We start from the raw sequence: 13,317 nt of genomic DNA, 5'->3' as shown, positions 1-13,317 counted from the left end.
AACGGTTCAATGAGAGCGTGAAGGTCACCGCAAGCGCCATCAATGCGCTTGCTGTAGGTATGATAGGTGGTTCGGTCGTCGTACCGGCAATTAACCACCAGAGCCTACAATGGTGGTCATTCGCTTGGGCGATAGGTGGGTTCGCCCTACATACAGTAGGACACTTTGGTCCTAAGCCTATTACGGTAGGAGGACGGCTATGAATGAGATCGGAATTTTCGTGCCCCTCGCTGGCTTGGTGTTTGGGGCGGCGCTTTATCTCGCCTTGCGAGGCGTGAAGCATCCCAAACCGCGCTTGGGACACTCGAAGAAATAAAACGAAGAAACCCGCTTCGGCGGGTTTCTTCGTTTTAGGCGCGTTCACTTTCCCGTAACGCGTGCGAGCTTTCCACGGGAGACCACAGCCCCTATGCCGACGCTGAAGCGCCCTTGTCGCCTGGCAACGCAGCCCTCGCCATGTCGTCAAGGATCGGGCAGTCCGGCCTGGCGTCGCCATGGCAGGCGTGGATCAGCGTCTGGAGGGTCGAGCGCATCGATTGCAGCTCGCGCACTTTCTCTTCGATCGCCTTGACATGGGCCGCCGCGATCTCGCGCACGTCGTGGCTGGCGCGGCTGCGGTCTTGGTAGAGCGCCATCAACTGCCGGCAGTCTTCGATGGAAAAGCCGAGATTGCGCGCGCGGCGCAGAAAGGCCAACCGGTGGATGTCGTCGCCGGAATAGTCGCGGTAGCCGTTGCCGGCGCGCGCGGGCGCGATCAGCCCGATCTCTTCGTAGTAGCGGATGGTCTTGGCCGGCAGGCCAGAACGGTTGGCGGCGTCGCCGACATTCATGGCGGAATTCCTCGATCTTGCGGGACCTGTGATCCAGGCCCATTGAATTTCCTTCACAATCCAGCGAAGGCTGTTGCCGAAATGCCATAGTAATGCGCTTACCGGCATGTAAGCCCCTGCATATAGGCATCGTGCGCTTGGCAAGCAAAGCAAATGCCAGCATGAATGATGAAGAGAAAGCGGACGACTCGTGCCGCTGAAGTTTGGCGGGGCACCGATCAACTCATGCGCATGAAGTCGTTTGCAATAGTCGCCGCATTGGCGCTGACCACTGCTATCGCCGGTTGCAGCACCATCGGCGGGCAGATCTTCTCCAACGACTATGGCGCGGTGACGGATGCCGGTTACCAACTGCCGCGCATCCCGATCGAAAAGGTGCCCTCGAAGTATCACCGCCAGGAAGTGAACTACGACACCCAGGAAAAACCTGGTACCATCATCGTCGATACGCAGAACAAGTTCCTCTACTTCGTCGAGGGTGACGGCCGGGCAATTCGCTACGGCATCGGCGTCGGCCGCGAGGGCTTCGAATGGCGTGGCACCGCCCATATCGCGATCAAGCGCGAATGGCCGACCTGGACGCCGCCCTCGCAGATGATCAAGCGCCAGCCGGAACTCGCCAAGTTCGCCGGCGGCATGGAACCGGGCCTGAAAAACCCGCTCGGGGCGCGTGCCATGTATCTGTTCAACAAGGGCGGCGACATGGGCTACCGCCTGCATGGCAGCCCGGAATGGAATTCGATCGGCAAAGCGATGTCGTCGGGCTGCATCCGGCTGATGAATCAGGATGTTATCGATCTCTATGACCGCGCCTCGGTCGGCGCCAAGGTCATCGTTCTCTGACCCTGATCAAGGATCAAGGTCGAACTGGAAGACAAGCCTTTCGTAAGCGGACCGTCTAGGCAACAACGGACGTCCCAAACAGAAAACCGGGCAATTTGGCCCGGTTTTTTGTTTTTCTCGTCAGGGAATGGTGTTGGGAAGCGGTTTCTACGAGACCTGCTCGACCTGCTGCACCTCGGGCACAAAATGCCTCAGCAGGTTCTGGATGCCGTGCTTCAGCGTCGCCGTCGATGACGGGCAACCGGCGCAGGCGCCCTTCATATGCAGGAATACGGTGCCGTTCTCGAAGCCGCGGAAGGTGATGTCGCCGCCGTCCTGGGCCACCGCCGGGCGCACCCGCGTGTCGAGGAGTTCCTTGATGGTGATGACCAGTTCCTCATCGGCCTTGTCATAGAACTCGCCGGTCTGGCTGGTCTCGGCGGCCGGGCCGGCCTTGGCCATGACAGGCAGGCCGGACATGAAATGCTCCATGATGGCGCCCAGGATCGCCGGCTTCAGGTGCTGCCAGTCCGGGCCGTCCTTGGTCACGGTGATGAAGTCGTAGCCGAAGAACACGCCGGTAACGCCGGGGATTTCGAACAGGCGGCCGGCCAGCGGAGAGGCCGTGGCCGCGCTGTCGGCGTCACGGAAATCGGCGGTGCCTTCCAGGAGCACTTCCTTGCCGGGCAGGAATTTCAGCGTCGCCGGGTTGGGCGTCGATTCGGTCTGGATGAACATCACTGTCTCCATGCCCGTTTTCGGGCAACTAGTTTGGAATAGTTCTAAATAGGCTCTATCGGCTGGACATTCAAGCGAAACGCATCGCCCGAACGGCTGGCTGGCGGAATGTTTTTGCTGGCTGGGATCGAATCCCTGGCGGGCTTCAGGCGAGGCTGTCGATTTCCTCGTCCGAAAGGTTTTGCGGCACCACGGTCACCGGAATGGGGAAGGCCGCACCCTTGCCGGCCACGGCACCGACCAGCGGCCCAGGCCCTTCCTTGCCGGCGCCGGCCGCCAGCACGAGGATGGCGATATCCTGGTCTTCCTCGATCAGCCTGTGGATCTCTTCCGTCGGCTTGCCTTCGCGCACCACCATCTCCGGCTCGATGCCGAGCTTCTGGCGCACCTTGTTGGCGTAGCTGTCGAGCGCCGCGCGCGCCGTGGCGTTCGCCTCCTCGCGCATGATCTTCTCGACGCCCAGCCAGTGCTGGAAATCGTCCGGCTCGATGACATAGAGCAGCACCAGCGTGCCGCTGGTGCTCAGCGCGCGCTTCGAGGCGTAGGCGACGGCGCGCTCGCACTCCGGCGTATCGTCGATGATCGCCAGGAACTTGCGGCGGTGGCCGGCTTCGCGGCTGAGGCGTTTGGAGACCATGTCTGTCTGCTCGGTATCTTTCGGGCTGCAATCTGCCACCGCCGCCGACCGGCGGCAAGTCGCCGGCCTTGGGCCAGTGTCGGTGCAGTGCACTACTGTCTGGATCAGCCCTGCAGCAATCCGATGATGTCGCGCACGGTCTTCATCGTCGCTTCGGCCAGCACGCCGGCGCGTTCGCCGCCATCCCTGAGCACGGCGTCGACATAGGCGCGGTCGCCCTGGATGCGGCGCATCTCGCTGGCGATAGGCGCCAGCTTCTCCACCGCAAGATCGGCCAATGCCGGCTTGAACACCGAAAACTGCTGGCCGGCGAATTCCTTCAGCACGTCCGCCTTCGAAATCTCGGCGAGCCCCGCATAGATGCCGACCAGGTTCTCCGCCTCGGGCCGGGTGGCAAGGCCGTCGACCTCGCTCGGCAACGCCTCCGGGTCGGTCTTTGCCTTGCGGATCTTCTTCGAGATGGTATCGGCGTCGTCGGTCAGGTTGATGCGGGACAGGTCCGACGGGTCCGACTTCGACATCTTCTTCGAGCCGTCCCGCAACGACATGATGCGCGCCGCCGGCCCGCCGATGACAGGTTCGGTGATCGGGAAATAGCCGTTCACGGTCTCCTCGCCGACCTGCATCTCGACGCCGACGCCAAGCTTGGCGATGCGGTCGGAAAAATCGTTGTTGAATTTCTGGGCGATGTCGCGGGTCAGTTCCAGATGCTGTTTCTGGTCTTCGCCCACCGGCACATGGGTGGCGCGATAGAGCAGGATGTCCGCGGCCATCAGCGAGGGATAGGCGAGCAGGCCCAGCGAAGCATTCTCGCGGTCCTTGCCGGCCTTGTCCTTGAACTGCGTCATGCGGTTCATCCAGCCGATGCGCGCCACGCAATTGAAGATCCAGGCGAGTTCGGCATGCTGCATCACCCGCGACTGGTTGAAGACGATGTGCTTCTTCGGGTCGATGCCCGAGGCGAGGAACGCTGCCGTGATCGACCGCGTCTGGTCGGCAAGGTCCTCATAGACGAGCTGCGCGGTCAGCGAATGCAGGTCGACGACGCAATAGATGCAGTCGGACGTGTCCTGCAGGGCGACGAATTTCTTGATGGCGCCGAGATAGTTGCCGAGATGCAGGTTGCCGGTCGGCTGGACGCCGGAAAAGACGAGTGGCTTGAAGGCGGTCATGATGTCCTCATGGCTTGTGGAGGGCCGTTTCGCGCGCGGCGAAAGTCTTGCGACGGCGCGCTTATGGACGAGAGTGCGGGGAGGATCAAGAGGTTGCCGGCTAGGAGCACGAACATCGGAAGCGCTAAGTCAGGCGTCTTGACGCGGAGATGTGGAGCTAGATGGTTGAACTACATTCTCATTTGCGAGGCCAGCCGATGATGAAGATCAGCACCGAAGCTTCTGCGACTGCCACGCATGAAGCCCTGGAGCGCCGACGCAAGCGCGAACGCCGTTGGAAACGGCGGCTCGGCTCCGAGCCGAATCCGGCATTGAGCTGAGCAAGCAGGCGCGCAATCCGCTGCCACGCTCGGTCTATGACGAATTGTCTGGCGAAGACTGATGTGTCGTTATCATGACGGACGAATTCAGGCTCACGGATCTGGAGACTGTTCCTTAGTCGGCGGCGATCCCTTTCGCCCAATGTTGCGCCGGATCATGCCGAAATCGGCGCCGCCAGTGGCAAAGGCGGTGGCGAAGTAGAGCAGGGCGCCGCCTGCGACGAGCGCCAGAAGCGTCGTCGCCTTGATTACCAATGGCGAACCGGAGCCGAGCCTGACGGCGAACCAATGCTCGGCGAAATAAAGCGCGGCCGCCATCACCGCCGCCGACAGCACCAGGCGCGGAATGCGCTTCAGCAGCGGCACGTCGCGGCCCCAATGACCGCGCCGGATCAGCATGCCGAGCAACATCAGCGCGTTGACCCAGCCGGCGACGGCCGAGGCGACGGCAATGCCGGGTGCGCCCATCTTCGGAAATAGCGTCAGCGCGGTGGTGACGTTCACCGCCACCGAGATGGCGGCGAACATCATCGGCGTGCGCGTGTCCTCGCGCGCGAAATAGCCTGGGGTAAATGCCTTGATCAGCACGAAAGCCGGCAGACCGAGGCCGAAGATCGCCAGGATCGCCGCCACAGTCGGCGTGGAATGGTTGGCGGCAAAAGCGCCGCGCTCGTAGACCAGCCGCACGATCGGCTCCGACATGACCCAGAGAGCGGCCGCCGCCGGCAAGGTCATGAACAGCGTGAATTCGACAGAGCGGTTCTGCAGATTGGCGGCCTCGATCAGATTGCCGGATTTCAGCGCCCGCGATAGTTCGGGCAACAGCACGATCGCCACCGCGACGCCGACCACGCCGAGCGGCAGCTGGTAGATGCGGTCGGCATAGGCAAGCGAGGAAACGGCGCTGTCCTGCGCCGAGGCGATCGCCGTGCCGATCAGCTGGTTGATCTGGGTGATGCCGCCGGTGATCGCCGCCGGCAGCGCCAGGATCAAGAGCCGCTTGACGGCCGGCGTCATTTTCGGGCGGCGGAAGCCGATCGAGATGCCGGCATGGCGCACCGCCACCCAGACGATCGCCAGTTGCACCAGCCCCGCCGCCAGCACGCCCCAGGACAGGCTGAAACCGACATCATGCGCGTCGAGCCCATTGTACCAGGCATAGGCGAGCACGCCGATCAGGATGACGTTGAGGAACACCGGCGCGACCGCCGCGGCGAAATAGCGGCGCAGCGAATTCAACATGCCCGCCATCATGGCGCCAAGCGACATGCAGATGAGATAGGGGAACATGATCGTCGCAAGCCGGACGGTCGTTTCGAACTTGCCCGGCGTATCGGCAAAACCCGGCGCCACCAGGTAGCGCACGATCAGCGGCATCGCCAGTTCCATGACGATGGTCAGCGCCAGCAGCGCGGTGAACAGCACGCCGAACACTTCCTCGGAGAAGCGCTTGGCGCCCTCGGTGCCGTGCGTCTCGATCTCCTTGGCGAACAGCGGCACGAAGGCGGCATTGAAGGCGCCCTCGGCGAACAGCCGGCGAAAAGTATTGGGGAACTGGAAGGCGGCGTTGAAGGCGTCGGCGACCGGCCCGGTGCCGAGCGCTGCCGCCATCAGCATTTCGCGGCCGAAACCGAGCGCGCGGCTCATCAGCGTGCCGGAAGCGACCGTTGCGAATTTCTTGACGAGGCTCATGCGTTTGGAGACTGCCTGCGGGATTGGGACAAAGTGATGATGCCAGGCGCTGGGATGATAACAGTCACTCGGCGGCGGCCTTGGCCTTGCCGCCGCGTTCGGGCGCGATGCCTTCCAGGGCCGCGATCAGCCGGTTGCGGATGGTGGCGGTGCGGGCCGGGCTGTCGATCTTCTGGCCGGTAAGATCGGTGACATAGAAGGTGTCGATGACCTTTTCGCCGAAGGTGGTGATGTGAGCCGATGCGATGTCGAGCGACAGGTCGGAAAGCGTTCCGGTGATCTCCGACAGCAGCCCCGGCCGGTCGAGGCCCTCGACCTCGATGACCGAAAAACGGTTCGACAGCGCGTTGCGGATTTCGGCGCGCGGCGGAATCTTGAACACCTTGGCGCCGCGTCGCGGCTTTGTCCGCTTCTCGATCATCTCCGGCAGCCAGCTCTTGCCCGACAGCACATCCTCGATCAGCCGGCCGACGCGCTCGGCACGGCGGCGCTCGTCCTCGTCGCGGTCGAATTCCCGCGAAATCAGGATCGTGTCGAGGGCGCGGCCATCGGATGTGGTGAAGATCTGCGCGTCGACGATGTTGCCGCCGGCGGAGGCACAGGCGCCGGCGATCACCGACAGCAGGCGGGGATGGTCCTGCGCCAGAACCGTGATTTCGGTCACCGCCTCGAACTGGTGCGTCTTGACCATGGTGGCGAGCTTGTTGCCCGCCGCGTCCGCCTCGCGGATGAATTCGGCGTGGCGGAGCTGGTCCGGCAGGTCGACGGTCAGGAGATAATTCTCATAGTGCAGGCCGACATAGCGTTTGCGGGCCTTGTCCGGCCAGTCGGCGAGCGCTTCGGCCAGGCGTTCGCGGGCCGCCGCCGTCCGCTGCGCACGCGAAACTTCCGAGAAGCCGCCGGTCAAAAGCAGCTCGGTCTCGTAGTAGAGGGTGCGCAGCAATTGGCCCTTCCAGCCGTTCCACACACCCGGCCCGACGCCCCTGATGTCGCAGACGGTGAGGATCAGGAGCAGCTTCAACCGCTCGACCGATTGCACGATCGCGGCGAAATCCTCGATCGTCTTGCGGTCGTTGAGATCGCGGGTCTGCGCCGTCATGGACATTACGAGATGGTTTTCGACCAGCCAGGCCACCGTTTCGGTGTCGGCGGCCGATAGCCCCATATGCGGGCAGATGCGGCGCGCGATCCTGGCGCCGGCCTCGGAATGATCCTCCGGCCTGCCCTTGGCGACATCGTGCAGCAGCACGGCGACGTAGAGCGCCTCCCGGCTCTTCTTCAGCCCCGGCATCAGCGTGTGGGAAAGCGGATGGACCTTCTCGCCGTCGCCGCGCTCGATCTCGGCCAGCACGCCGATGCAGCGGATCAGGTGCTCGTCGACGGTGTAGTGATGATACATCGAGAACTGCATCATGGCGACGATCTTGCCGAAATCGGGGATCAGCCTGCCCAGCAGCCCGGCCTCGTTCATGCGCCGCAGATTGAGTTCGGCATTGCGGTCCGACGTCAGGATGTCGAGGAACAGGCGGTTGGCCTCCTCGTCGCGCCGCAGCGATTTGTTGACCAGGCCGAGCGAACGGGTCAGCAGCTTCAGCGCGTCGGGGTGGAATTCCAGCCCGTGCTTGTCGGCGAACCAGAACAGCCTCAACAGATTGACCGGATCGCGTTCGAACACCTGGTCGTCGGCGATGTTGATGCGGTGGTTGTCGACGATGAAATCCGACGTGCCGGCGAGCTTGCGCTTGCGGCGCTGGAAGGTGAGAAAGATGCGGTTGAAGCCAGGCACATGCTTGGCCTGCTCCTCCTCCAGCGCGGCGCAAAAGATGCGGGTCAGGTCGCCGACATCCTTGGCGACGAGGAAGTAGTGCTTCATGAAGCGTTCGACCGCCGACAGGCCGGGATGGGTAGTATAGCCCAGCCGTGCGGCGATCTCACGCTGAATGTCGAAATGCAGCCGCTCCTCCGCTTTGCCGGTGAGGAAATGCATGTGGCAGCGCACCGCCCAGAGGAAATCCTCGGCCTTCTGGAACTCGCGGTATTCGGCCTCGGTGAAGACGCCCTTCTCGACCAGTTCCTCGCCCGTGCGCACCCGGTAGAAATATTTGCCGATCCAGAACAGCGTCTGGAGGTCGCGCAGGCCACCCTTGCCGTCCTTGACGTTGGGTTCGACCAGATAGCGGCTTTCGCCGGCCTTGGCATGGCGGTCGTCGCGCTCGGCGAGCTTGGCTTGCACGTATTCCGGCCCGGTCGTGCGCACCACCTCATGGTCGAAGCGCTGCATCAGCTCGTCATAGAGCTTGAGCTCGCCCCACAGGAACCGCGCCTCCAGGATCGAGGTGCGGATGGTGATGTCGGTACGCGACAGGCGCAGGCATTCGTCGATGTTGCGGGTGGCGTGGCCGACTTTCAGCCCGAGATCCCACAGCATGTAGAGCATGTATTCGACAGTCTGCTCGCCCCAGGGCGTCTGCTTGTAGGGCAGCAGGAACAAAAGGTCGATGTCGGATCCCGGCGCCAGCGTGCCGCGGCCATAGCCGCCCACCGCGACGACAGCCATGCGTTCCGCCGAGGACGGGTTCTTCACCCGGTAGACATGGGTCGCGGCGAAATCGTAGAGCGCGCGGATCAGTTCATCCATCAGATGTGACAGCCGCTCTGCGCAGGCGTTGCCGCCGCCATCCGCCTTCAGCATGGCTTCGGCTGTTCTGCGGCCTTCGGCAAGCCGGCCCTTGAGCAGCTGGAGAACGCCGGCGCGGGCAGCATGCCCGGAGCCGTCGCCGACCGTGGCCGCGGTCAGCGCGGTCATTTCGCGGCGCAAGGCTTCGCCGTCGATCAGTTCGTCGAGCTTCAGAGAGATTTTCGCCATGGGTACCGGTGGCCTTGCCTTTTGGGCGGCGTCTATAGCGTGTTTTCGTGGCTCTGGGTATGGATTCCGCCGACGGCCCGGCAGCAGGTCTATTCCTCCGCCTCGGGCGGATCGTTGGCAGCGGGCTTGGCAGGTACATCGTGCAGGTACATCGTCTTGCCAAGCGCGTGAGTGAGAAAAGCCAAAACGGGCCCTTGACCTTCCAGTTACTGGAAGCACTACCTCCGGCCGAAGCAGTTGCACAGGGGCATTCGCAATGACGCATTCAGAGCACGATCATCACACACATGGCGGGTGTTGCGCGACGAAAGCCGCGGCTGGAGATACGGGCGTGGTGCGCGATCCGGTCTGCGGCATGACCGTCGATACCGCCGCCGGCAAACCGACCGCCGAACATGGCGGCCGCCTTTATCATTTCTGCAGCGAAGGCTGCCGCACGAAATTCCAGGCAGAGCCGGAAAGCTTCCTCTCGGCCACCGATCCCGTCTGTGGCATGAGCGTCGACCGCGCCACGGCGAAGCACTTTGTCCGCCATGAAGGCCAGGGCTTCTATTTCTGTTCTGCCGGCTGCAAGGCTAAGTTCGAAGCGGCGCCGCAAACCTATCTTGGCGACAGGCCGGCGCCCCAGCCAGCACCCAAGGGCACGCAATACACCTGCCCGATGCATCCCGAGATCATCCGCGACAAGCCTGGCGCCTGCCCGATCTGTGGCATGGCCCTTGAGCCGATGGGCGTGCCGACGGGCGATGAAGGGCCAAATCCCGAGCTGGTCGATTTCACCAGGCGGTTTTGGGTAAGTGCCGCGCTTTCCGTGCCCCTTCTGATCATCGCCATGGCTCCCATGACAGGCCTCTCGCTCGAAGGCCTGGTCGATGACCGGACGAAGGTCTGGATCGAGTTGGTCCTGGCAAGTCCGGTGGTGCTCTGGGCTGCCTTCCCCTTCTTTCATCGCGGCTGGGATTCGATCCTCAACCGCAGTCCCAACATGTGGACGCTGATCTCGCTCGGCGTCGGCGCTGCCTACTTGTACAGCCTGGTCGCCACGCTCTTTCCTGACATTTTCCCGCATCAGTTCCGCGGCCATGGCGGTGCGGTGCCGGTCTATTTCGAGGCCGCCGCCGTCATTGTCGCGCTGGTTTTCCTCGGCCAGGTGCTGGAGCTGCGCGCCCGCGAGAAAACAGGTTCGGCGATCCGCGCCTTGCTCGATCTCGCGCCGAAGACGGCGCGGCGTATCGCCGAGGACGGCACCGAAAGCGATGTGCCGCTGGACGGCGTCAAGGCCGGCGATCGCCTGCGCGTTCGCCCCGGTGACGCCGTGCCGGTCGACGGCACCGTGCTGGAAGGCCGTTCGTCCATCGACGAATCGATGATCACGGGAGAGCCCCTGCCTGTCGAGAAGGTCGAAGGCGATGCCCTCACCGGCGGCACGCTCAACAAAAACGGCTCGCTGATCATGCGCGCCGAGCGGATCGGCGCCGAGACCACGCTCTCGCGCATTGTCGACCTGGTTGCCAAGGCACAGCGTTCGCGCGCGCCGATTCAAGGCTTGGCCGATCGCGTTTCCTTCTACTTCGTCCCGGCCGTGGTTCTGGTCGCGATTGCAGCCTTCATCGCTTGGGCGATATTCGGCCCCGAGCCGAGCCTGATCTTCGCCATCGTCTCGGCTGTCTCGGTGCTGATCATCGCTTGTCCCTGTGCGCTGGGTCTCGCCACGCCGATGTCGATCATGACCGCCACCGGGCGCGGAGCGCATGCCGGCGTGCTGATCAAGGAAGCCGCCGCGCTCGAACGCTTCGCTTCGGTCGACACGCTGATCGTCGACAAGACGGGAACACTGACCGAAGGCCGGCCGAAACTGACCGATGTCGTGGCTGCCGGCGGCTTTCCCGAGGACGAATTGCTGGCGCTCGCCGCGGGCCTGGAGAAAGGGTCTGAGCACCCGCTGGCAGAAGCCATCGTCGAAGGCGCCGGCCAGCGTGGCCTAGAGATCGCCGAGGCCAGCGGCTTCGAGGCGGCCACCGGCAAGGGCGTTTCAGGCACGGTATCGGGCAAGAAGGTCGCGCTCGGCAACGCGGCGATGATGCGCGACCTCGGCGTCGATATTTCCGCCATCTCCGCCAATGCCGAGGCGCTGCAGGGCGACGGCAAGACGGCGATGTTCGTCTCAGTCGGCGGCAAGCTGGCCGGCATCGTCGCCGTCGCCGATCCGGTGAAGGCGACCACCGCCGAGGCGATCCGGGCCCTGCATGGCAGCGGGTTGAGGATCATCATGGCGACCGGCGACAATGAGCGCACGGCCGGCGCCATCGCCAGAAGCCTCGGTATCGACGAGATTCGCGCCGGCCTGCTGCCAGAACAGAAAGCCGCTCTCGTCGACGAGCTGCGTGCCGCAGGCGCCGGCGTCGCCATGGCCGGCGACGGCGTCAACGATGCCCCGGCCTTGGCCAGCGCCGATGTCGGCATCGCCATGGGCACCGGGGCAGATGTCGCCGTCGAAAGCGCCGGCATCACTTTGGTGAAGGGGGATCTCAACGGCATCGTCCGCGCCCGCACGCTGGCCCGGGCGACGATCGGCAACATCCGCCAGAACCTGTTCTTCGCCTTCCTCTACAACGTGCTCGGCGTGCCGGTGGCCGCGGGCGTTCTCTATCCGCTCACCGGCACGCTTTTGTCGCCGATGCTTGCGGCGGCGGCGATGAGCCTGTCCTCGGTGTCGGTCATATCAAACGCATTGCGGCTGAGAACGTTGAAACTCTGATCCCAGCTCCCAAATACGAAACCATTCAACAGGAGACCATGAATGACCTTAGCTAAGAAACTCGTGCTTTTGCTGATGGCGGCTGGAATGCTGGTTGCCGTTTTCCTCGAAAGCATTCCGGCGCAGAGCGAAGAGATGAAACATGACATGGGCGCGATGGCGATGGGGGCCGATAGCCCTTCGACGTCGGGCTACAAGGCCGCCATGGACAAGATGCATGCCGACATGATGGCCTCGGAATACACCGGTAATCCCGATGTCGATTTTATCAGGGGCATGATCCCGCACCATCAGGGCGCCATCGACATGGCCAAGGTCGAGCTCGCCAACGGCAAGGACCCGGAGATCCGCAAACTGGCCGAAGCGGTCATCAAGGCACAGGAAGCCGAGATCAAGCAGATGCAGGACTGGCTCGCCGCTCACCCGGCGAAATAGGCATTTTCGCTGGGAGGAATGGGCGAGAGAACCCCTCTGGATTTCTCGTCCGGCCTGTGCTGCGATCTCGCGTCAACGGGAGCCCGCCATGCCATCGACGGTCAGAACCACCACGCTGCCCTCGGGCGAAGCCATACCGGTTCTCGGGCAGGGCACGTGGAAGATGGGCGAGGATGCCCGCCGCCGTGCCGATGAGGTCGACGCTCTCAAGCTTGGCCTCGACCTTGGCGTCACGCTGATCGATACCGCTGAAATGTATGCCAGCGGCGGCGCCGAGGAAGTGGTGGCGCAGGCCATTGCCGGGCGCCGCGACGAGGCTTTCCTGGTTTCGAAGGTGCTGCCCTCCAACGCCTCGCGCGCCGGCGTGCAGCGCGCCTGCGAGGACAGCCTGAAACGCCTGCGCACCGACCGCATCGATCTCTATCTGCTGCATTGGCCGGGCAGCGTGCCGTTGACGGAGACGGTCGCGGCTTTCGAGGCGCTGAAAAAGGCCGGCAAGATCCGCCATTGGGGCGTCAGCAATTTCGACACCGACGAGATGGAGGATCTGGTCGGCCTGCCCAACGGCGGCAATGTCCAGACCAACCAGGTGCTCTACAATCTTTCCCGGCGCGGCCCCGAATTCGATCTGGCGCCCTGGAGCCGGAAACGCGGCATTCCCTTGATGGCTTATTCGCCGGTCGAGCAGGGCGCCTTGGCACACAATGCCAGGCTCGACGCCATCGCTGCCCGCCACAACGCGACCGCGGCGCAAATCGCCCTGGCCTGGGTGATGCAGCAGGACGGCGTCATCGCCATTCCGAAGGCCAGCAGCCATGAGCACATCCGCCAGAATGTTGCGGCGCTCGATATCAAGCTTACGGGCGAAGATCTCGCCGATCTCGACCGGATGTTCCCACCGCCGACGCGCAAGCGCGGGCTGGAGATGATTTGAAAGCGTGAAGCTGCCAATCTCCCCCCTCGTGGGGGAGATGCCCGGCAGGGCAGAGGGGGGCGCGAAGGAACGCTACCTTCCACCAGCTTATTCACAGACAATCTGTGCATCAG

At 63.5% G+C, this 13,317-nt stretch carries 11 protein-coding genes; 5 read left to right on the top strand and 6 right to left on the bottom strand.

What is annotated here, in order from left to right; translation table 11 throughout:
• Positions 1-407: 407 nt before the first annotated feature.
• Positions 408-830 carry a Cu(I)-responsive transcriptional regulator gene (gene cueR / locus NKJ26_RS04630; RefSeq protein WP_352605320.1) on the bottom strand — a complete coding sequence of 141 codons (423 nt, stop codon included), beginning with the start codon at positions 828-830 and terminating at the stop codon, positions 408-410.
• A 225-nt stretch (positions 831-1,055) separates the two neighbouring features.
• Here cueR and NKJ26_RS04625 point away from each other — a divergent pair, with 225 nt between their 5' ends.
• On the top strand, positions 1,056-1,673 hold the full coding sequence (locus NKJ26_RS04625; protein ID WP_352694048.1) for a L,D-transpeptidase: 618 nt from the start codon (positions 1,056-1,058) through the stop codon (positions 1,671-1,673).
• A gap of 147 nt (positions 1,674-1,820) precedes the next feature.
• Here the strand turns inward: NKJ26_RS04625 and NKJ26_RS04620 are convergent, their stop codons facing one another.
• From NKJ26_RS04620 to trpS, 3 genes are all read right to left on the bottom strand, one after another.
• Positions 1,821-2,390, bottom strand: coding sequence for a NifU family protein (locus tag NKJ26_RS04620; protein WP_027023737.1), 570 nt, complete (start codon positions 2,388-2,390; stop codon positions 1,821-1,823).
• A 145-nt stretch (positions 2,391-2,535) separates the two neighbouring features.
• The gene (locus NKJ26_RS04615; RefSeq protein ID WP_352605323.1) at positions 2,536-3,027 is read right to left on the bottom strand and encodes a universal stress protein; all 492 of its coding nucleotides are present in this window, start codon (positions 3,025-3,027) and stop codon (positions 2,536-2,538) included.
• Positions 3,028-3,131: 104 nt separating this feature from the next.
• Positions 3,132-4,199, bottom strand: a complete 1,068-nt coding sequence (trpS, locus tag NKJ26_RS04610; RefSeq protein ID WP_352694045.1) for a tryptophan--tRNA ligase — start codon at positions 4,197-4,199, stop codon at positions 3,132-3,134.
• A gap of 197 nt (positions 4,200-4,396) precedes the next feature.
• On the opposite strand from trpS, the gene NKJ26_RS04605 reads away from it, so the two are divergent.
• Entirely contained in the window at positions 4,397-4,519 is a 123-nt protein-coding gene (locus tag NKJ26_RS04605) for a hypothetical protein (RefSeq protein ID WP_352605327.1), read from the top strand.
• A 93-nt stretch (positions 4,520-4,612) separates the two neighbouring features.
• On the opposite strand, the gene murJ is transcribed toward NKJ26_RS04605, so the two are convergent.
• The gene (gene murJ, locus NKJ26_RS04600) at positions 4,613-6,211 is read right to left on the bottom strand and encodes a murein biosynthesis integral membrane protein MurJ (protein ID WP_352694042.1); all 1,599 of its coding nucleotides are present in this window, start codon (positions 6,209-6,211) and stop codon (positions 4,613-4,615) included.
• A gap of 64 nt (positions 6,212-6,275) precedes the next feature.
• Complete coding sequence (locus NKJ26_RS04595; protein ID WP_352694040.1) at positions 6,276-9,077, bottom strand: [protein-PII] uridylyltransferase; 2,802 nt, start codon at positions 9,075-9,077, stop codon at positions 6,276-6,278.
• Between the two features lie 256 nt (positions 9,078-9,333).
• On the opposite strand from NKJ26_RS04595, the gene NKJ26_RS04590 reads away from it, so the two are divergent.
• The 3 genes from NKJ26_RS04590 to NKJ26_RS04580 all read left to right on the top strand — a co-directional run bounded on the left by NKJ26_RS04590 (position 9,334) and on the right by NKJ26_RS04580 (position 13,204).
• Positions 9,334-11,835: a heavy metal translocating P-type ATPase gene (locus NKJ26_RS04590; protein ID WP_352694038.1), complete on the top strand. Its 2,502-nt coding sequence runs from the start codon at positions 9,334-9,336 to the stop codon at positions 11,833-11,835.
• A gap of 42 nt (positions 11,836-11,877) precedes the next feature.
• Positions 11,878-12,270, top strand: a complete 393-nt coding sequence (copM, locus tag NKJ26_RS04585) for a CopM family metallochaperone (protein WP_352694036.1) — start codon at positions 11,878-11,880, stop codon at positions 12,268-12,270.
• An 88-nt stretch (positions 12,271-12,358) separates the two neighbouring features.
• Positions 12,359-13,204: an aldo/keto reductase gene (locus NKJ26_RS04580; RefSeq protein ID WP_352694034.1), complete on the top strand. Its 846-nt coding sequence runs from the start codon at positions 12,359-12,361 to the stop codon at positions 13,202-13,204.
• Positions 13,205-13,317: the final 113 nt, after the last annotated feature.

It is taken from the genome of Mesorhizobium sp. M0152, from assembly GCF_040322415.1.
In the GTDB taxonomy this organism is placed as follows: Bacteria; Pseudomonadota; Alphaproteobacteria; order Rhizobiales; family Rhizobiaceae; genus Mesorhizobium.
Note: the sequence above shows the minus strand (reverse complement) of the source record. Positions and strands in the feature narration are given on the sequence as shown.

Coding starts and splice junctions, on each gene's coding strand:
- cueR (WP_352605320.1), bottom strand. CDS start 830: ATGAATGTCGGCGACGCCGCCAACCGTTCTGGCCTGCCGGCCAAGACC.
- NKJ26_RS04625 (WP_352694048.1), top strand. CDS start 1,056: ATGCGCATGAAGTCGTTTGCAATAGTCGCCGCATTGGCGCTGACCACT.
- NKJ26_RS04620 (WP_027023737.1), bottom strand. CDS start 2,390: ATGTTCATCCAGACCGAATCGACGCCCAACCCGGCGACGCTGAAATTC.
- NKJ26_RS04615 (WP_352605323.1), bottom strand. CDS start 3,027: ATGGTCTCCAAACGCCTCAGCCGCGAAGCCGGCCACCGCCGCAAGTTC.
- trpS (WP_352694045.1), bottom strand. CDS start 4,199: ATGACCGCCTTCAAGCCACTCGTCTTTTCCGGCGTCCAGCCGACCGGC.
- NKJ26_RS04605 (WP_352605327.1), top strand. CDS start 4,397: ATGATGAAGATCAGCACCGAAGCTTCTGCGACTGCCACGCATGAAGCC.
- murJ (WP_352694042.1), bottom strand. CDS start 6,211: ATGAGCCTCGTCAAGAAATTCGCAACGGTCGCTTCCGGCACGCTGATG.
- NKJ26_RS04595 (WP_352694040.1), bottom strand. CDS start 9,077: ATGGCGAAAATCTCTCTGAAGCTCGACGAACTGATCGACGGCGAAGCC.
- NKJ26_RS04590 (WP_352694038.1), top strand. CDS start 9,334: ATGACGCATTCAGAGCACGATCATCACACACATGGCGGGTGTTGCGCG.
- copM (WP_352694036.1), top strand. CDS start 11,878: ATGACCTTAGCTAAGAAACTCGTGCTTTTGCTGATGGCGGCTGGAATG.
- NKJ26_RS04580 (WP_352694034.1), top strand. CDS start 12,359: ATGCCATCGACGGTCAGAACCACCACGCTGCCCTCGGGCGAAGCCATA.